Source organism: Sphingomonas sp. BK069 (assembly GCF_014193405.1).
Taxonomy (GTDB): domain Bacteria; phylum Pseudomonadota; class Alphaproteobacteria; order Sphingomonadales; family Sphingomonadaceae; genus Sphingomonas.
In genome coordinates this window covers 563,689-580,577 of record NZ_JACHZH010000002.1, presented here as the reverse complement: position 1 = coordinate 580,577, position 16,889 = coordinate 563,689, and the positions used below count along the sequence as shown (strand labels likewise).

Sequence of the window (16,889 nt, the reverse complement as noted above, 5' to 3'; positions counted from 1 at the left end):
CTGATCGTCCGTCAGCCAAAACAGGTCGCTCATCCGGGTCTCCTTGCAGAGCCTGAATCAGATCGCGACGCTCACATCAATGGGTCCTGACCCTAGAGCGGTGTCGGCTTGTCGCGTCGTCGAGGCAGATCATCGATGCGAGGACGCGCGCTGCGATCGTGGCCAGCAACGTCGCCCCATCTGCGACCCACGCCGATCGCCAGCGCACCTCATCGTTAACTACCCCTCAACCAAATTCCGTCATCTCCTCGCCATCACGGGTCACAGGATCGGGCGAGGGTGATGACGGCGATCGGCGCGACTTCTGCGGCACAGGCGGGCGAGACGGTGGACGTCGCCATCATCGGCGCCGGCCCGGCGGGGCTCACCGCCGCCTATCTGCTCACCAAGGCGGGCTGTAGCGTCGCGGTGCTCGAGAAGGACCGGCGCTACGTCGGCGGGATCAGCCGCACGGTCGAGCACCAGGGCTTCCGCTTCGATATCGGCGGGCACCGCTTCTTCTCCAAGTCGAAGGACGTGGTCGATCTCTGGAACGAGATCCTGCCGCACGACTTCATCGAGCGCCCGCGGATGAGCCGCATCTACTACGAGGGCAAGTTCTACAGCTACCCGCTGCGCGCGTTCGAGGCGCTGGGGCATCTCGGCATCGTCCGCTCCACTCTGTGCATGGCCAGCTTCGCCAAGGCGCGGCTGCTGCCTCGCCGGCGCGTGCGCAGCTTCGAGGACTGGACCGTCAACGCCTTCGGCCACAAGCTCTACTCGATCTTCTTCAAGACCTATACCGAGAAGGTATGGGGCATGCCGTGCGACGAGATGAGCGCCGACTGGGCGGCGCAGCGGATCAAGGGCCTGTCGCTCGGCAAGGCGGTGATCGACGGGGTCAAGCGCTCGCTCGGGCTCAACAAACGCCCCAACGACGGGATGCAGGCCAAGACGCTGCTCGAGAACTTCCGCTACCCGCGGCTCGGGCCGGGGATGATGTGGGAGGCGGCGCGCGACCGCGTCGTCGAGCGCGGCGGCACGGTGCTGATGGGCCATTCGCTGCGCCAGCTCCACCACCATGCGCCGAGCGGGCGCTGGACGGTGAGCGCGGACACCGACACCGGCATCGCGACGATCCACGCCGCGCACGTGATCTCCTCGGCGCCGATGCGCGAGCTCGCCAGCCGGCTCCACCCGTTGCCCGCGGCGCTGCCGGAGGCGGCGAACCTGAAGTATCGCGACTTCCTCACCGTCGCGCTGATGATCCGCTCGCCCGAGCTGTTCCCGGACAATTGGATCTACATCCACGATCCCAAGGTGAAGGTCGGCCGCATCCAGAACTTCCGCTCGTGGTCGCCCGAGATGGTGCCCGATCCCGCGATCGCCTGCGTCGGCCTGGAGTATTTCTGCTTCGAGGGCGACGGGCTGTGGACCTCGAGCGACGAGCAACTGGTCGCGCTGGCGACGCGCGAGATGGCGGCGCTGGGGCTGTGCGATCCGTCGCACGTCGTCGGCGGCACGGTGGTGCGGCAGGAGAAGGCCTATCCCGTCTACGACGAGGATTACGCGCAGAACGTCGACATGCTGCGGCGCGAGCTGGAGGGGCGCTACCCGACGCTCCACTGCGTCGGCCGCAACGGCATGCACCGCTACAACAACCAGGACCACGCGATGATGACCGCGATGCTGACGGTCCGCAACATTCAGGCCGGCGCGCGCGTGTACGACACCTGGGCGGTCAACGAGGACGCGGAGTATCACGAGAGCGGGCGCGAGGGCGAGGCCGCGGCGCTGTCCAGCCTGCGCCAGGTGCCCGGGCGGATCGGCGCGGACGTGCGCCGCGCGGCGTGATGCGATGACGCTGCGGCGGCGCCCCGCCGTGTCGGTGCTCGCCGGCTGGCTGCTGATGTCGCTGCTGCTGGTCGCGGCGAGCTGGGACGCGATCCGCGTGCGGATGTTCCTCGACGCCGACGACGCGATGCGGCTGCTCGAGGTGCGCGACTGGCTCGGCGGGCAGGGCTGGTTCGACGTTGCACAGCACCGGCTCAACCGCGGCGACTTCCCGATGCACTGGTCGCGGCTGGTCGACCTGCCGCTGGCGGGCGCGATGCTGGCGCTGCGCCCGCTGCTGGGCGCGGGCGGCGCCGAGCGGGTGGCGCTGGTGCTGGTGCCGCTGCTGACGCTGCTGGCGGTGACCGCGCTCGCCGCGCTGCTGACGCGACGGCTCGCGGGGCGGGCGCGCGTGCCGTACGCGGTGCTGCTGGTGGCACTGGCCTCGCCGCTCTTGTTCCAGCTGCGCCCGCTCCGGATCGACCATCACGGCTGGCAGGTCGCCGCCGCCCTCGCCACCGCCGCGGCGCTGCTGGCGCCGCCGACGCGGCGCAGCGGCGCGCTCGCGGGCGCGGCGCTGGCGGTGCTGCTGACGATCTCGCTCGAGGGACTGCCGATCGCCGCCGCCACCGTGGGCATCGCCGCGCTCGGCTGGGCGTGGCGGCCGGCGCGCGGGGCGATGGTGGTGACGCTCGGCTGGACGCTGGCGGGCGCGGCGAGCGCGCTCCACCTCGCCACGCGCGGGCCGCTATGGGCGCAGCCGGCGTGCGACGCGGTGGCGCCGGCGTGGCTCGCGGTGCTGTGGGTCGCCGCGGCGGGGCTGACGGTGGCGGTGGGGGCGGGGCGATCGGTCGGGGGTGGACCGTTCGCCTCGTTCCTCCGGTCATCCCGGGTAGGATCCCAGCTCTTTCGGTCAGGACTCCTCGAGCCGGACGGTGGCGTTGTGCCCGATGGCGCAGGGGACGCGCGCCGCTCGCCGCTTCGCCTTCCTGCCTGTACAGGAACACCCGCCCAGCTGACGCTCCGTCTCCTTCTCCTCGCGCTCGCCGGTGCCGCCGCGGCGGCGACGCTGCTCGCGCTCGCCCCGGCTTGCCTCGCCGGGCCGTTCGCGACGCTGCCGCCGCTCGTGTATCGCCTGTGGTATCTCGACGTGCTCGAAGGCCGACCGCTGTGGGACCAGCCGTCCGCGCTCGCCGCCGCCGCGATCGGCCTGCCGCTCGCCGGGCTAGCGGGCACCGCGCTGGCGCTGCATCGCCTGCCGCCGCGCGGGCTGACCGAGGCCGCGCGCGAGCGCTGGTGGCTCTACCTGCTGCTGCTGCTCGCCGCGACCGCGATCGCCGTCTGGGTGAGCCGCGCCGCCGCCACCGCCAACGCGCTCTCGGTGCCCGGCGCCGCGGTGCTGCTCGCGACCTTGCTGACGCGCGCGCGCCGGCTCACCGCGCCGTTGCCGCGCATGCTCGCCACGCTCGGCGCGCTGCTGCTCGCCTCGCCCGGCCAGGTCGCCGCCGCCGCGCTGTTGCTCGTGCCCGGCCCGGTCGAGCGCGCGCGCGACGACTCGCGCCGGCCGAGCTGTGCCACCGCCACCGACGTGCGCGCGCTCGCCGCGCTGCCGCCCGGCATCGTGTTCGCGCCGATCGACATCACCCCCGAGCTGCTGGTGAGCACGCGTCACCGCGCGATCGCGGGCGGCTATCACCGCGGCGCGCGCGCGATGGAGCGGGTGCTGCTCGGCTACACGCTGCCGCCCGATCGCGCGCGCGCGATCGTGGCGGCGAGCGGCGCCGACTATCTGATCGCCTGCCCCGGCCTGCCCGAGCTGGCGCAATATCGCGCCGCCGCGCCCGACGGCCTGTGGGCGCGGCTGGAGCGCGGCGAGCGGGTCGCCTGGCTAACACCGCTCAAGGTGCGCGGTCCGGTGCTCGCGTGGCATGTCGCGCGCGACCCCTTGCCCGCGGGGGCCGCGCGCCCTTAAGGCGCTCGCGATGCAGGCAGACCGGCTCCATTGGTGGCAGACGCGGTGGTTCGTGCTCGCCGCCATGGTGGCGGCGTGCGTGCCGCTGCTGTGGCCCGACATCCCCCCGATCGTCGACCTGCCCGGCCATATGGGGCGCTATCGCGTCCAGCTCGATCGCGGCGCGCACCCGTGGCTGATCGACTGGTACCAGTTCCGCTGGTCGCTGATCGGCAACCTCGGGGTCGACCTGCTGATCGAGCCGCTCGCGCCGCTGATCGGGCTGGAGCCGGCGGTCAAGCTGATCATCCTGACCATCCCCGCGCTCACGGTCGGCGGACTGCTGTGGATCGCGCGCGAGGTGCACGGGCGCATCCCGCCGACCGCCTTGTTCGCGCTACCGCTCGCCTATGGCTATCCGTTCCACTTCGGCTTCGTGAATTTCGCGCTGTCGATGGCCTGGGCGCTGTGCCTGTTCGCGCTGTGGCTGCGGCTGGCGCGGCAGGGTCGCTTCACCTTGCGCGCTTTGCTGTTCGTGCCGCTCTCGTGCATCCTGTGGGTATGTCACACCTTCGGCTGGGGCGTCCTGGGTGTGCTGGCCTTCTCGAGCGAGCTGATCCGCCAGCACGACCTGCGCAGCGCGCGCGGCGCAGGCTGGCTGGAGAGCTGGGTGCGCGCCGGCCTGGGCTGCGTGCCGCTGGCGCTGCCGATGGTGTTGATGGTGGCGTGGCGTTCGGGCGCCGACGTCACCGGACAGACCGCCGACTTCTTCTATTGGAACACCAAGATCGCCTGGATCGTGATGGCGCTGCGCGACCGCTGGATGTGGTTCGACGTCGCCAGCGTGGCGGTGATCTACCTGGTGCTGTTCAAGGCAGTGCGCGATCCGCGGATGGGCTATTCGCGCCACCTCGGCCTCTCGGCGCTGTTCATGCTGCTGGTGTACATCCTGCTGCCGCGCATCGTGTTCGGCTCGGCCTATGCCGATATGCGGATGGCGCCCTTCATGGTCGCGGTGGCGGTGATCGCGATCCGGCCCAAGCCCGGCGCCGACCTGCGCCACGCCGCGCTGCTCGCCGCGGCGGGGCTGAGCTTCTACGCGGTGCGCCTCACTGCCACGACGATCAGCTTCGCGCGCTTCGACGCCGACTATGACGCCGAGCTCGCGGCGCTGCCGCACGTGCCGATCGGAGCGCGGCTGATCAGCTTCGTCGGGCACAATTGCGTCAACGCCTGGCGCATGTCGCGGCTGGAGCATCTGCCCGCGATCGCGCTGGAGCGGCGGCTGGCCTATACCGACGACCAATGGTCGATGGCGGGGGCGCAACTGCTGACCGTGCGCTACGGCGAGGCGGGGCCTTATGCGCATGATCCGACGCAGATCGTCACCTCGGTGAAATGCCCGTACGAATGGTGGCGCCCGGCCAATTACGCGCTGGCGCGCTTCCCGCGCGACGCCTTCGACTATGTCTGGCTGATCCGCCCGCCGGCGTACAACCCGCGCTTCACCGCCGGCCTGGTGCCGGTGTGGCGGTCGCCGTCGAGCAACTCGGTGCTGTTCCGCGTCGACCATGATGCGCCGCCGATCGAGGCCAGCGACGAGGAGCTGGGCGTGCCCAAGTGGCTGATCGAGCGGATGCAACGCCGCCGCGAGCGGCTCGAGCGGCTGCGCGAGCGGCAGGAGCGCGAGCAGGAGCGGCTCGAGCGGCTGCGGGTGGAACAGGAGCGGTAGCAGGCCGGGACGGCGACGGATCGCCTATGATGACGGGGAGAACGTGCCTTGAGTTGATGGGTGCACGATAAATCGTTGCGACGGCGCGCGCGTGATTGTACGACCCCCATGAAGATCGAGCTCGACCCGGCCAAGGATCGCGCCAATAAGAAGCGGCACGGCCTGTCGCTAAAGGCTGCCGCAGCGTTCGACTGGGAAACGGCGCTCGAACGCGAGGATGACCGTTTCGACTACGGTGAGGTTCGCTTCGTGGCGCTCGGATTCATCGCGGACCGGCTGCATGTGCTGGTGTTCGCTGAGGGATCTCACGATCTTGCGATACGCGCCATCAGCCTGCGCAGGGCGGAGAAGCACGAGGTGAGATTCTATCATGGCCTCCGTTGACACCGAGCACGACGATAATCCGCCGCTAGATGCGGCCTTCATGGCAGGGATGACGCCGTCGCGGCGCCGTCGGCCGCGATCGGAGGCACCGAAGGTGGAGGTCAAGATTCGCTTGGACGCCGCGACGGTCGCGCACCTGCGCGCGAGCGGCCCCGGCTGGCAGACCCGGGTCAACGCGGTGCTCGGTCGCCTGGTGTCGGCCGGCGAGATCTAGCGGGCCATCCAACGTCGGTCGTGCTCCGGCGCACGCCGGAGCACGTCAGCTCCGATGGCAAGGATCGTGGCATGAGCGCTACCGCTCGCTGGTGCGGCCTCACCCCCGCCGGAACGGGGTCATCTCGCCCAGGAACTCCTGCTCCTGCGCCACCGCGGCGCGCTCGCGGACGAGGAAGTCCGCCACCGCGCGGCGGAACGACGCGTCCGGGATGTAGTGCGCCGACCAGGTCGGCACCGGGACATAGCCGCGCGCCAGCTTATGCTCGCCCTGCGCGCCCGCCTCGACCGTCTTCAGCCCGCGCGCGATCGCGGCGTCGATCGCCTGGTAATAGCACAGCTCGAAGTGGAGGAAGGGCACCTCCTCGGTGCAACCCCAGTAGCGGCCGTACAGCGCATCGTCGCCGATCAGGTTGAGCGCGCCCGCGATCGGCACCCCGTCGCGTTCGGCCAGGACCAGCAGCACGCGCTCGCCCAGCGCCGCGCCGAGCAGCGGGAAGAAGGCGCGGGTGAGATAGGGGCGGCCCCATTTGCGGCTGCCGGTGTCCTGGTAGAAGCGCCAGAAGGCGTCCCACTCGCGCTGCCCGATCGCGGCGCCGCTGAGATGGCGGATCGTCAACCCCTCCGCAGCGGCGGCGCGCTCCTTGCGGATCGCCTTGCGCTTGCGGCTGGCGAGTTCGCCGAGGAAGTCGTCGAAGCTGGCATAGCCCTGGTTCTGCCAGTGATATTGCGTGCCCTCGCGGATCAGCCAGCCGGCGTGCTCGAACGGCGCGATCTGGTCGGGGGCAACGAACGTGGCGTGCGCCGAGGAGAGGTCGTGCCGGTCGGCCACCGCCTCCAGCGCGGCGATCAGCGCGGGCGCGGCATCGGGATCGCGCAGCAGCAGCCGCGGCCCCGGCACGGGGGTGAAGGGCACCGCGATCTGGAGCTTGGGGTAATAAGCACCGCCGGCGCGCTCCCACGCGTCGGCCCAGCCGTGGTCGAAGACATATTCGCCCTGGCTGTGGCTCTTGGCATAGGCCGGTGCGATCGCGGCGGGGGTGCCGTCGGCACCGTCGACCACCACCGGGATCGGCTGCCAGCCGCTGCGCCCGCCGACGCTGCCCGATTCCTCCAGCGCGGCGAGGAAGGCGTGGCTGAGGAAAGGGTTGGCGGTGCCGGCGCAGGCGTTCCACTGGTCGGCGGGGACGGCGCCGACCCCCTCGGCGATTCGCGCGGTGAGCGAGGTCATCGCCGCCTAATTAGGGCGGCGCGCGCTGGGGTTAAAGGACGCAGGCGCGGAGAGTGCGGTTTCGTCCGCCGGTTCGGTGCCGTCGATCGCCCCGCCCATCACCGTCATCCCGGGCTTGACCCGGGATCCATGGTGCCGGGCACGCATCGGCCGACGCTCTTGAGGAGAGATGGATCGCGCCTCGAGGCCGGGATGACGGTGATCACCCGGGCAGAGCGCGTCACTGCCCCTGACCGTCCAGCGTCAGAGCGAGGCGGCGACCTCGACGATGGCGTCGACCTCCACCGCGGCGCCGAGCGGCAGCGCCGCCACGCCCACCGCCGAGCGCGCGTGCTTGCCCGCGTCGCCGAACAGCTTGACCATCAGCTCGCTGGCGCCGTTGGCGACCTTGGGCTGGTCGGTGAAGTCGGCGGTGGAATTCACGAACACGCCCAGCTTCACCACCCGCGTGACCTGCTCGAGCGAGCCGAGGTGCGCCTTGAGCTGCGCCACCAGCATCAGCGCGCAGCGCTGCGCCGCGTCCTGCCCCTGCTCGAGCGAGACGTCGTCGCCGAGCCGGCCGGTGACGACCGCGCCGTCCTTGAAGGGCAGCTGGCCCGAAACGTGGAGGAACCCGCCCGCCGCCACGACGGGGACATAGGCGGCCACCGGGGCGGCGGCCTGGGGCAGCGTCAGGCCGAGCTCGGCGAGCGCGCGGTCGATACGATCGGTCATGCACTGTCCCTGCGGCGCGCGCCCGCGCGGGTCAAGTCGGGGACGGTCGAGTCCGGGTCGACGCCGCATCGCGCCGAACGCCGCGCCACATCGCGCCGGCTCAAAATTTCTCGCGACGCGCCGGGGCCCGCACGCCGCCCTTCCTATCATGGCCTCAGTTCGAGTGAGCACGTCCCGGTCCGGCAGCGCGCAGCGTCATGCCGGCGAGCGAAGGGGCGGCCGGGAGGGGGTGACGGAACATGGCAGACCAATCCTCGACTGATTCCGCCGTCGCTGTCGCGCACGGTACCGCAGCGATCGCGCGCCGCGAGGTCGTCCTCGCCGGCCTGGGCCTCCTCTCCAGCGCGAGTCTCGCCGCGGTGCTCGGCGGCGGGCGCGACGGCGACGTTGCGGCCGCTGGCAGTGAGGCGCTGGGCCCGATCGAGCGGCTTTCGCTGGGTGCGGGGGCGGTATCGCCCGGCGAGGTATCGGGTGCGGCGCCGATCCTGCCGCTGCTGCCGGGCGGCGCGACCGATGCCTTCGCGCGGCTGATGGCCTATGATCCGGCGGCCGACCCGGATGCGGCCTATTTCCGCTCGACCATGCCGCTCGCGCCGCGGATCGCGCCCTTCGCCGCCACGCAGGCGCACCCGCGGCTCGACCCGCGCGCCGGCGCCGCAACGCTGGCCACCACCAACCGCACGATCGCGCCCGACGTGCCCGACGTCTGGCGCGCGGTGCGACACGCGACCAGCCCGGCGGGCGGGGTGCAGGTCGCGCGGCGGCTCGGCGTGCACGATATCGTGGTGCAGTGGGGCGGCACCGGGATCGTCCCCAACCCGGCACTGACCGACGCGGCGCATCGCAACGGCGCGCTCTGCCTCGGGACGATCTGGCAGCCCGACGCGCGGCTGTTCGACGGCAGCGTGGTGCCGGTCGAGCGCGTCGCCGAGAAGCTCGTCGCGCTGGCGCGTTACTTCGGGTTCGACGGCTATTTCGTCAACCACGAGCTCGGCTCCGCCCAGGCCAAGGCGCAGGTCGCCGGGCTGATGGCGGCGATGCACGCGGCGGCGCGGCGCGCGCGCGTCGCGCCGTTCCATCTCCAGCATTACGACGGGCACGGCGACCTCAGGGACCTGTTCGCGCCCGACGCGAGCGGCGCCCCCGCCGCCGACACCGTGATGATCGACCAGGGCTGGAGCGGCTACAACGGACCGGGCGGCTGCTGCACCAGCTGGCCCGCCGACCCGGCGACGCTCGCGTCGGGCGCGAGCGCGTTCCAGCGCGCCCCCGAGGACGTCTTCTTCGGGCTGCAGCTCTATCCCGGGCCGGGGTTCATCGGCGTCGCGGCGCCGCGCGTGATCAGCCCGAACGGCGGGACCGGCCAGGAGGGGGGGACCGCACGCGGTGGCGGGCTCCAGCTTTACTCGGTCGACGACGGCTGCCTCAACCTGTGGCGCGCGCGCCAGGCCGGGCGCGGCGCCGCCTTCCTCGACGCGGCCGCCGACGTCGCGACGATCGAGCGGCTGGTCTACAGCGGCCAGACGCAGAACCCTGCGCTGTCGAACGCGCCGAGCGAAGCGCAGCAGGCGATGTACGACAGCGGCCGGCTCAGCTGGGGCGACACGACCTTCTACCGCCTGTCCGAATGGGCGACGACCGACGGCACGCTCGCGCGCTTCAGCCCCGACCAGGCCGACCTGCCGATCACCTATGGCGTGGCCAATTTCATCGCCGAGCGCTCGGTGATCGGCGCGGCACCGTTCGCCACGCATTTCAACGAGGGCGAGGGGCGGTCCTTCTTCGTCGAGGGGCGACGCGTCGGCGACGCCGCCTGGTTCAACCTCGGCATCCAGGACGTGCTGCCGACCTGGCAATGGTGGCGCGCGCCGTTCGACGGGCTGACCGATCGCGCCGCGGAGGCGCCCGGTCTGCTGGAGGTCGGCCTCGATCAGGCGATCGCCTATGACGGCGGCTCGTCGCTGCGCGTGCACGGCCTGCTCGGCACCGATGCGGCGACGCGGGTCCATCTGTTCAAGACCGACATCGCGGTGACGGGCGCGACCGCGGTCGAGCTCGTGACGCTCGCCAGCGCGGCGGACCGCGCGCGCACCCGGCTCGGGCTGATCTTCGCCGACCGACCCGACCAGGCGGAGTGGCTGCCGCTGCCGCCGGGCCGGCCGGCCGCGGGCGAGGGCGGCTGGACGCTCAGCCGGCTCGCGCTCGGCCGCTTCGTCGGCCGCCGCGTGGCGAGCATCCTGCTCGGGTTCGAGCCCGGCGACAACGGCGCCGCGCCGTTCGACCTGCGCGTCGGGCGCTTCGCAGTCACCGCCCAGGATCACGTCTCGTTCGCGGCGCCGCGCGGGTTGCGGCTCGATCGCCGCGTCGTCGACGCCGCGACCGGCGCGATCGGGCTCGGGCTGCGCTGGGACGACGACGGGCGCTTCGACGTCTTCCGCGTCGACGCGCCAAGCGGCGCGCGCCGCTGGCTCGGGCGCATCGACGGTCGGTGTTTCTACGGCCCCGCCGCGCTGCCCGCGGGAACCACGTCGGCGATCATCGAGGTGCAGGCGATCGGCGAAAGCCGACGCGGCGGCGCGGCGCGGCTCCGCGTCTGATCCGGGGGGATCGCGGCCCGACGCGCGCGCCGGGCCACCAGTCAACGAGAGGGGAGACTACAATGACCATCCTGCGGCGGCTCGCGCTTCTGGCGAGCGTGTCCACGCTGACCCTGCTGCCGGCCGCCGCCTCGGCGCAGCAGCCCGTCGCTCCGGCGGCGGACCGCGCACCTTCCCCGCACGGGGACGAGACCGGCGCGCAGGATATCGTCGTCACCGGCATCCGCGCCAGCCTCGCCTCGGCGCTCTCCGCCAAGCGGCTCGCGCCCAACGTGATCGACAGCATCTCCGCCGAGGACGCGGGCAAGTTCCCCGAGGTGAACGTCGCCGAGTCGCTCCAGCGCGTGCCCGGCGTGCAGGTGGTGCGCGGCTTCGGCCTGGGGCAGCAGATCGCCGCGCGCGGGCTGGGGCCGGACTTCACCAACGTGCTGCTCGACGGGCGCACCCTGCCGTCCGACACCGGCGCCTGGTCGGCCGACGGCGGCGGGCGCGGGCGCAGCTTCAACTTCGACGTGCTGCCCGCCGACATGATCTCGCGCATCGACGTCAACAAGACGATGCTGCCGAGCCTGACCGAGGGCGGCATCGGCGCCACCGTCAACATCCTCACCCCGCGCCCGCTGACGATCGGGAAGAGCTATGGCGCGCTGTCGCTCAGCGGCATGACGGTGGAGCGCGCCCACACCGTCCGCCCCAATGTCAGCGGCCTCTATTCCTGGGTCAATCCGGCCAAGACCGTGGGCGTGCTGGTGTCCGGCTCCTACGCCGATTTCCGCATGTCGGGCGATTATGCGCGCATCAACCAATGGGATGCCGCCGCCTTCCACGTCGTCCGCGGCGGCGCCGCCGCGCCGGCGGTCACCTCGGAGCAGCTCAACGGCCCGCGGCAGGCGAGCTACGGCACCTATGACGGCGGCACAAAACGCTATTTCGGCAGCATCGCGCTCCAGGTCGCGCCGAGCGACCGGCTGACGCTGAGCGCCAACGGCTTCTACACGCGGCTGGACCAGAAGATCGGCGACTCGATCGTCAACCTCGTGTTCGGCAACACGATCATCGACCCGACGGTGAACCGCGACGGCATCGTCACCGCGGGCACCTATCCCGGGCAGGCGTCCCTGAATGCCCCCGCGGTCGCCGCCGCGCTGGCGGGGAGGCAGGTGGCGCAGCCGCAGAACCTCTCGGTGATCCGCTCGCGCGACCGGCTCGCGGAGAGCTATGACCTCGGCCTCAACGCGGCGTGGCGGCCGAGCGACGCGCTGACGATCACCGCTGATGTCTCCCACGGCCGCGCCACCGGCGACAAGCGCTTCGATCCCTATGTGCTGATCGGCAACTACGCCGCCAACGACGTCAGCTACGCCTTCAAGCAGGGCAATCCGCAGATCGCGACGAGCGACACGGTGTTCACCGATCCCGCGCGGATCCGGCTCGGCTATTCCGGCAATTGGGGGCAGACGGTCGACGATCGCCTCACCGAGGCGCAGCTGGGCGCGCGCTGGCGCCCGGGCGCGTCGGTGATCGGCGCGATCAGCCTCGGCGCGGACTATCAGGACCGCACCAAGGGGCAGGACAATGACAGCTCGCGCTCCGATCCCTATGACACGCTGACCTTCCCGGTCGACCCCTCGCTGCTGCGGCCGATGACGCTGGGCGACGACTTCCTGCACGGCGCGGTCAAGCCGCCGAGCCGCCAGTTTTTCGGCTATGATCCGCACCGGCTGATCGCGTGGCTGTCGCAGCCCGCGCAGCTCGACCGCCGCGGCCAATATAGCAGCAGCTACCTGCCGACGCGCGCCGCCGATGGGACGACCAGCTGCACCGGCAATTGCGCGCTGATCGGGTCCGACCCCAAGATGCCGGGCGGCCCGCTCGCGCTGGTGTACGATCCCGGCGGCAGCTTCGCGACGCGCGAGCGGGTCGCCGCCGGCTATGCCGACGCGACGCTGGCCGCGGGCGCGCTGTCGGGCAATGTCGGCGCGCGCCTCGTCCACGTCGACACCGAGTCGCGCGGTTACGGCTCCACCGTCACCGCGATCACGCTGCCGCCGGGCGGCACCAATTACGTGTTCGCCTATTCGCCCGCCGGCCCGCAGGCGCAGGGCGCGCGCTACACCGCGGTGCTGCCCTCGGCGAACCTGAGCTACGAGATCACCCCCGAGCTGCTGCTGCGCGGCGCGGTGGGGCGCGCGCTGAGCCGCGCCGACCTCAACGATCTGCGCTACGGCGAGTCATGGGGCGGGCAGGCCGGGCGGCTGACGCTGGGGCTGGGCAACCCGGCGCTCAAGCCGCAGTTCGCGACCAATTACGACCTGTCGCTCGAATATTATCTCTCCAAGGTGAGCTACGTCTCGGTCGCCGGCTTCCGCAAGGATCTCTCCGACCTGTTCCAGTCGCGCACGATCGAGGCGACGCTGCCGCTCGCGCCCGAGCGCGTCTTCGTCACCCAGACGGTCAATCTGGCGCGCGGGCGGGTCGACGGCGTCGAGGTGGCGGCGCAATATACGCTGGACGATCGCTTCGGCTGGCTCTCCGGCCTGGGCGCCAGCGCCAATTACACGCATGTCGACGCCACGACGCGCGGTGCCGCGGGCGCGTGCGGCTTCACCGGCATCTCGCCCGATTCGTACAATGCCAGCGGCTTCTACGATGACGGCCGGCTGGAGCTGCGCGCCTCGTACAATTGGCGCTCGCGCTGGACGATGGCGTGCGACTGGGGCGGGGCGGGGGTCGACCAGGTCCACGCCGCCTACGGCCAGGTCGATCTCGCGCTGCGATACAATTTCAACCCGATGCTGCAGCTCTTCGCCGACGTCACCAACCTGGGCGACGCCGACAGCCTGATCTACGGCGGGGTGGAGTCGCGCTTCATCGAGCGCGGCATCTCCTATCGCCGCGTCAACGCCGGGGCGCGGCTGCGCTTCTGACGGACGGACGGTGGCGCGCGCACGCGCTGGTCATGCCCGTGCCGCCGTCGTTTCCGCCGCGGGCGCGGGCTCGCCCGCGGCGAAGCGCTCGTCGATCCAGGCCTCGGCCGCGCGCCAGTCGTCGATCCGCGCGTGCGCCAGCGGTGCGGCGGGCACGCCCGCGGCGAGTGCGGGCTCGGCGATCATGTGGAGCCGCCACACGCCGGGCGCGTGCTTGGCCACCGATTCGTGGTGGTGCGGCAGGTCGTCGACGAAGACGGTGACCGGGTCGCCGTGCTCCGCCACCAGTCGTGCCACCGGGGCGCCCTTGCCGCCCTGGTTGCACTCGACCCGATGCGCGATCCCGAAGCGCTCCAGCTGTTCGATGCGATGGGCGCGGCACTGGTCCTCGAGGTTGGTGAGGATGACGATGTCGGCGCGCTCGGCCAGCCGCGCCAGCGCCTCGCCGGCGTGCGGCACCAGCGTCTGGCGCGCCATCTCGGCGGGGAAGAAGCCGCCGAGATAGCCGAACATCTCCTCCTGCGTCAGCGGCGCGCCGCCGCGGCGGCGCATGTTCTTGGCCAGTTCCCAGCTGTCATAACGGAACTCGATGTCGTGCGCTTCGTCGAGCCAGGTGGCGAAGTGGCGCACCATGTGGAGTAAGACCTCGTCGCAGTCGCTGATCAGCAGCGGTCGGGTCATCGTGGCGCTTCCTCCAGTCGGGCGCGCGCCGCGACCAGCGCGGCCGGGGTGGTACCGGTCGCCGCGGCGCAGGCGAGAAGATCGGGTTCGTGCGCCTCGAGGAAGGCGAGGCACGCGGCGAGAACGGCAGGGTCGCGCAGCCGCGCGCGCAGGTCGTCGGGCGCGAGCCCCGTCACGCCGATCAGTCGCTCGGCGCGCAACGGTTCGTTAAGCGTCCAGGCGAGAGCGTCGAGCGCGATCGTGGCCGCGTCGGACTGGTTTGGATCGGTTCGGACCATTATCTATCTGGCGTCAGAGGAGAAAGCGGCGCGTGGCCAAGCGGGTGCTCGTTGTCGAGGACAATGAACTCAATCTCAAGCTGTTCTGTGACCTGTTGCGGGCGCACGACTTCGCGGTCGAGCCGGTGCGCGACGGGCGCGAGGCGGTGGAGCGCACCCGCGCCTTCATGCCCGACCTGATCGTGATGGACATCCAGATGCCGCACGTCACCGGCTATGAGCTGATCCTCGAGCTGAAGGCCGACGCCGCGCTGCGCCATATCCCGGTGATGGCGGTGACCGCTTATGCCGGGCGCGAGGACGAGGATCGCATCCGCGCGGCCGGGGCGGACGCTTACATCTCGAAGCCGATCACCTTGGCGCGCTTCATCACCGCGGTGGGGGCGCTGGTGTGAGCGGGGGCGGGGTGCCGCTCGCCCGCGGCTGAACGATACTCTCTGCCTCGTCCCTGTTCCCCGGCGAAAGCCGGGGTCCCGTTGGGGGACGCTGATGAGACCCACCGCCGCCTTCCCACCGGGGCCCGGCTTTCGCCGGGGAACAGGCTCATGAGGCGAGGTAGAGCTCCGCGACCGCCCGCCATCGCCTCTACCCTACAGATCGAGCGCCCAGCCGTCGCGCCCGCGCGGGTCGGGCGCCTGCTCCGGCACGTAGCGGGTAGCGCCCGCGCCCAGCCGCAGGATCGTCCAGTCGCCGCGGCGGTCGACCGCCTCCAGCGCGCAGCCGCAGCGCTCGAACGCCGCCACCACCTCGCCGCGCTGCGTCTCGAGCAGCCCGGCGAGCACGATCGCGGCGCGCGGCGCGGCGATCGCCGCCACCTCGGGCGCCATCGAGATCAGCGGGCCGGCGAGGATGTTGGCGATCACCAGGTCGTAGGGCGCGCGCGCCGCGATCGCCTCGGAGAGCGCGCCGTCCGCCACCACCAGCGCGATGTCGTCGACCGCGTTGGCCGCCATGTTCTCGCGCGTCACCGCGATCGCGGCGGGGTCGATGTCGGTCGCGGTCACCTGCGCCGCGGGCCAGAGATGCCGCGCGGCGAAGGCGAGCAGTCCGGTGCCGGTGCCGAGGTCGATGACGTTGCTCACCGTCCGGTCGGCGAGCGAGTCGAGCATCGCGAGGCAGCCCGAGGTGGTGGCGTGATGCCCCGTGCCGAACGCCTGGCCCGCGTCGATCAGGAAGGCGCGCCCGCCCGGCGGCACCTCCACGGGATGCGCGCTGGTGTGGACGACGAACCGCCCCTCGCTGATCGGCTCCAACCCGGCCTGGCTCAGCGTCACCCAGTCCTGCGCGGTGAGCGGGGTGACCGCCGGCTCGGTCGCCGCCGCGCTCGGCACCAGCGCGCGCAGCGCGGCCAGCATCGCGGCGTCGGGCTCGTGCTCCATGTACGCGTCGAGCCGCCAGCGCTCGCGATCGTCCTCGACCTCCTCGCTGGTCATCAGCACCGCGTCGATCGCGAGATCGTCGGCGGCGTCGATCGCCTCCGCCTCGGCGCGGGTGCACGGCAAGGTGACGCGCCAGCTGTCGATCGCCTCAGCGGACATAGCTGGCCCCGTTCACGTCGAGCACCGCCCCGGTCATCGACGGTGGCGCCTCGAGCGCGAGGAAGCGCGCCACCGCCGCCACTTCCTCGGGCTGGGCGACACGGCCGAGCGGGATGTCGGCGAGCAATTTGTCGCCGCCGCGGCTGGCGAGATAGTCGTCGGCCATGCCGGTCATGGTGAAGCCGGGGCAGATCGCGAAGGCGAGGATCTCGTCGCGGGCATAGCCGCGCGCGATCGTCTTGGTCATCGCCACCATGCCCGCCTTGGCGGCGGCATAATGCCAGTGTGCCGGGCTGTCGCCGCGATAGGCGGCGCGGCTGGCGACGTTGACCAGCCGTCCGCCGCGGCCGCCTTGCTGCCAGTGGCGCACCGCGAGCCGGCTGAGCTCGGCCGCGGCGGTGAGGTTGATCCGCAGCGTGCGCTCCCAGTTGGCGACCCAGTCGTCCGAGTCGAGCGGGTTGGCCTCGAACACGCCGGCGTTGTTGATCAGCACGTCGACGCGGCCGCCGAGCCGGTCGAGTGCGGCGTCCCACAGGCGCGCGGGGGCGGCGGGGTCGGCGAAGTCGGCGGCGAGGTCGCTCGCGGTGGCGTGACGCGCGAGCACGACATCGGGGGTGGCGTCGAGCGTCGCGGCGATGGCGGCGCCGATGCCGCGGCTCGCGCCGGTGAGGAGGATGTTGACCATGCGGCCGCGATAGGACGGAAGCTGGGGGCGGGGCCAGAGGGTTGCGCGGGCGGGGGTGAGCCGGTTTGCCGCGAAGCGCTCTCGCCACGAGCGGGCGGTGCTTCGAGGCGCCGCTTCGACGGGCTCAGCGGCTCCTCAGCACGAAC

Annotated in this window: 14 protein-coding genes; 8 read left to right on the top strand and 6 right to left on the bottom strand. The window is 71.9% G+C overall.

What is annotated here, in order from left to right; translation table 11 throughout:
* Positions 1–282: 282 nt before the first annotated feature.
* The 5 genes from FHY02_RS11340 (at position 283) to FHY02_RS11320 (ending at position 6,093) form a co-directional block, all read left to right on the top strand.
* Positions 283–1,833, top strand: a complete 1,551-nt coding sequence (locus FHY02_RS11340) for an NAD(P)/FAD-dependent oxidoreductase (RefSeq protein ID WP_183922012.1) — start codon at positions 283–285, stop codon at positions 1,831–1,833.
* 4 nt (positions 1,834–1,837) lie between these two features.
* A complete protein-coding gene (locus FHY02_RS11335; protein ID WP_183922011.1) occupies positions 1,838–3,784 on the top strand; it encodes a hypothetical protein in 1,947 nt (648 codons plus the stop codon).
* A 10-nt stretch (positions 3,785–3,794) separates the two neighbouring features.
* Positions 3,795–5,495 (top strand): hypothetical protein, encoded by a 1,701-nt coding sequence (locus tag FHY02_RS11330; RefSeq protein ID WP_260172844.1) that lies wholly within the window; start codon positions 3,795–3,797, stop codon positions 5,493–5,495.
* A gap of 108 nt (positions 5,496–5,603) precedes the next feature.
* Entirely contained in the window at positions 5,604–5,879 is a 276-nt protein-coding gene (locus tag FHY02_RS11325) for a BrnT family toxin (protein ID WP_183922010.1), read from the top strand.
* Entirely contained in the window at positions 5,866–6,093 is a 228-nt protein-coding gene (locus FHY02_RS11320; RefSeq protein WP_183922009.1) for a BrnA antitoxin family protein, read from the top strand. Before FHY02_RS11325 ends, FHY02_RS11320 begins: the two co-directional genes overlap by 14 nt.
* 99 nt (positions 6,094–6,192) lie before the next feature.
* Here the strand turns inward: FHY02_RS11320 and FHY02_RS11315 are convergent, their stop codons facing one another.
* Together FHY02_RS11315 and FHY02_RS11310 are read right to left on the bottom strand one after the other, a co-directional pair.
* Positions 6,193–7,323 carry a GNAT family N-acetyltransferase gene (locus FHY02_RS11315; RefSeq protein ID WP_183922008.1) on the bottom strand — a complete coding sequence of 377 codons (1,131 nt, stop codon included), beginning with the start codon at positions 7,321–7,323 and terminating at the stop codon, positions 6,193–6,195.
* Between the two features lie 243 nt (positions 7,324–7,566).
* On the bottom strand, positions 7,567–8,037 hold the full coding sequence (locus FHY02_RS11310; protein WP_183922007.1) for a RidA family protein: 471 nt from the start codon (positions 8,035–8,037) through the stop codon (positions 7,567–7,569).
* A gap of 239 nt (positions 8,038–8,276) precedes the next feature.
* On the opposite strand from FHY02_RS11310, the gene FHY02_RS11305 reads away from it, so the two are divergent.
* Both FHY02_RS11305 and FHY02_RS11300 read left to right on the top strand, forming a co-directional pair.
* The gene (locus FHY02_RS11305; protein ID WP_183922006.1) at positions 8,277–10,634 is read left to right on the top strand and encodes an endo-beta-N-acetylglucosaminidase; all 2,358 of its coding nucleotides are present in this window, start codon (positions 8,277–8,279) and stop codon (positions 10,632–10,634) included.
* Between the two features lie 62 nt (positions 10,635–10,696).
* Positions 10,697–13,561, top strand: coding sequence for a TonB-dependent receptor (locus tag FHY02_RS11300; RefSeq protein WP_183922005.1), 2,865 nt, complete (start codon positions 10,697–10,699; stop codon positions 13,559–13,561).
* A 30-nt stretch (positions 13,562–13,591) separates the two neighbouring features.
* Here the strand turns inward: FHY02_RS11300 and FHY02_RS11295 are convergent, their stop codons facing one another.
* Both FHY02_RS11295 and FHY02_RS11290 read right to left on the bottom strand, forming a co-directional pair.
* Positions 13,592–14,242 carry an HAD family hydrolase gene (locus FHY02_RS11295; protein ID WP_183922004.1) on the bottom strand — a complete coding sequence of 217 codons (651 nt, stop codon included), beginning with the start codon at positions 14,240–14,242 and terminating at the stop codon, positions 13,592–13,594.
* A complete protein-coding gene (locus FHY02_RS11290) occupies positions 14,239–14,520 on the bottom strand; it encodes a DUF3572 family protein (protein ID WP_183922003.1) in 282 nt (93 codons plus the stop codon). The genes FHY02_RS11295 and FHY02_RS11290 overlap by 4 nt, the downstream gene beginning before the upstream one ends.
* Positions 14,521–14,552: 32 nt before the next feature.
* Between FHY02_RS11290 and FHY02_RS11285 the strand changes: the two genes are divergently transcribed.
* On the top strand, positions 14,553–14,915 hold the full coding sequence (locus FHY02_RS11285; protein WP_183922002.1) for a response regulator: 363 nt from the start codon (positions 14,553–14,555) through the stop codon (positions 14,913–14,915).
* 195 nt (positions 14,916–15,110) lie between these two features.
* Here the strand turns inward: FHY02_RS11285 and FHY02_RS11280 are convergent, their stop codons facing one another.
* Both FHY02_RS11280 and FHY02_RS11275 read right to left on the bottom strand, forming a co-directional pair.
* Positions 15,111–16,058: a 50S ribosomal protein L11 methyltransferase gene (locus tag FHY02_RS11280; RefSeq protein ID WP_183922001.1), complete on the bottom strand. Its 948-nt coding sequence runs from the start codon at positions 16,056–16,058 to the stop codon at positions 15,111–15,113.
* Complete coding sequence (locus FHY02_RS11275; RefSeq protein ID WP_183922000.1) at positions 16,048–16,743, bottom strand: SDR family NAD(P)-dependent oxidoreductase; 696 nt, start codon at positions 16,741–16,743, stop codon at positions 16,048–16,050. Before FHY02_RS11275 ends, FHY02_RS11280 begins: the two co-directional genes overlap by 11 nt.
* Positions 16,744–16,889 lie beyond the last annotated feature (146 nt).

Excerpts from the sequence above, each read along its gene's own strand:
- FHY02_RS11335 (WP_183922011.1), top strand. The coding sequence starts at position 1,838 with ATGACGCTGCGGCGGCGCCCCGCCGTGTCGGTGCTCGCCGGCTGGCTG.
- FHY02_RS11300 (WP_183922005.1), top strand. The coding sequence starts at position 10,697 with ATGACCATCCTGCGGCGGCTCGCGCTTCTGGCGAGCGTGTCCACGCTG.
- FHY02_RS11310 (WP_183922007.1), bottom strand. The coding sequence starts at position 8,037 with ATGACCGATCGTATCGACCGCGCGCTCGCCGAGCTCGGCCTGACGCTG.
- FHY02_RS11275 (WP_183922000.1), bottom strand. The coding sequence starts at position 16,743 with ATGGTCAACATCCTCCTCACCGGCGCGAGCCGCGGCATCGGCGCCGCC.
- FHY02_RS11315 (WP_183922008.1), bottom strand. The coding sequence starts at position 7,323 with ATGACCTCGCTCACCGCGCGAATCGCCGAGGGGGTCGGCGCCGTCCCC.
- FHY02_RS11340 (WP_183922012.1), top strand. The coding sequence starts at position 283 with ATGACGGCGATCGGCGCGACTTCTGCGGCACAGGCGGGCGAGACGGTG.
- FHY02_RS11320 (WP_183922009.1), top strand. The coding sequence starts at position 5,866 with ATGGCCTCCGTTGACACCGAGCACGACGATAATCCGCCGCTAGATGCG.
- FHY02_RS11280 (WP_183922001.1), bottom strand. The coding sequence starts at position 16,058 with ATGTCCGCTGAGGCGATCGACAGCTGGCGCGTCACCTTGCCGTGCACC.
- FHY02_RS11330 (WP_260172844.1), top strand. The coding sequence starts at position 3,795 with ATGCAGGCAGACCGGCTCCATTGGTGGCAGACGCGGTGGTTCGTGCTC.
- FHY02_RS11325 (WP_183922010.1), top strand. The coding sequence starts at position 5,604 with ATGAAGATCGAGCTCGACCCGGCCAAGGATCGCGCCAATAAGAAGCGG.
- FHY02_RS11295 (WP_183922004.1), bottom strand. The coding sequence starts at position 14,242 with ATGACCCGACCGCTGCTGATCAGCGACTGCGACGAGGTCTTACTCCAC.
- FHY02_RS11305 (WP_183922006.1), top strand. The coding sequence starts at position 8,277 with ATGGCAGACCAATCCTCGACTGATTCCGCCGTCGCTGTCGCGCACGGT.
- FHY02_RS11290 (WP_183922003.1), bottom strand. The coding sequence starts at position 14,520 with ATGGTCCGAACCGATCCAAACCAGTCCGACGCGGCCACGATCGCGCTC.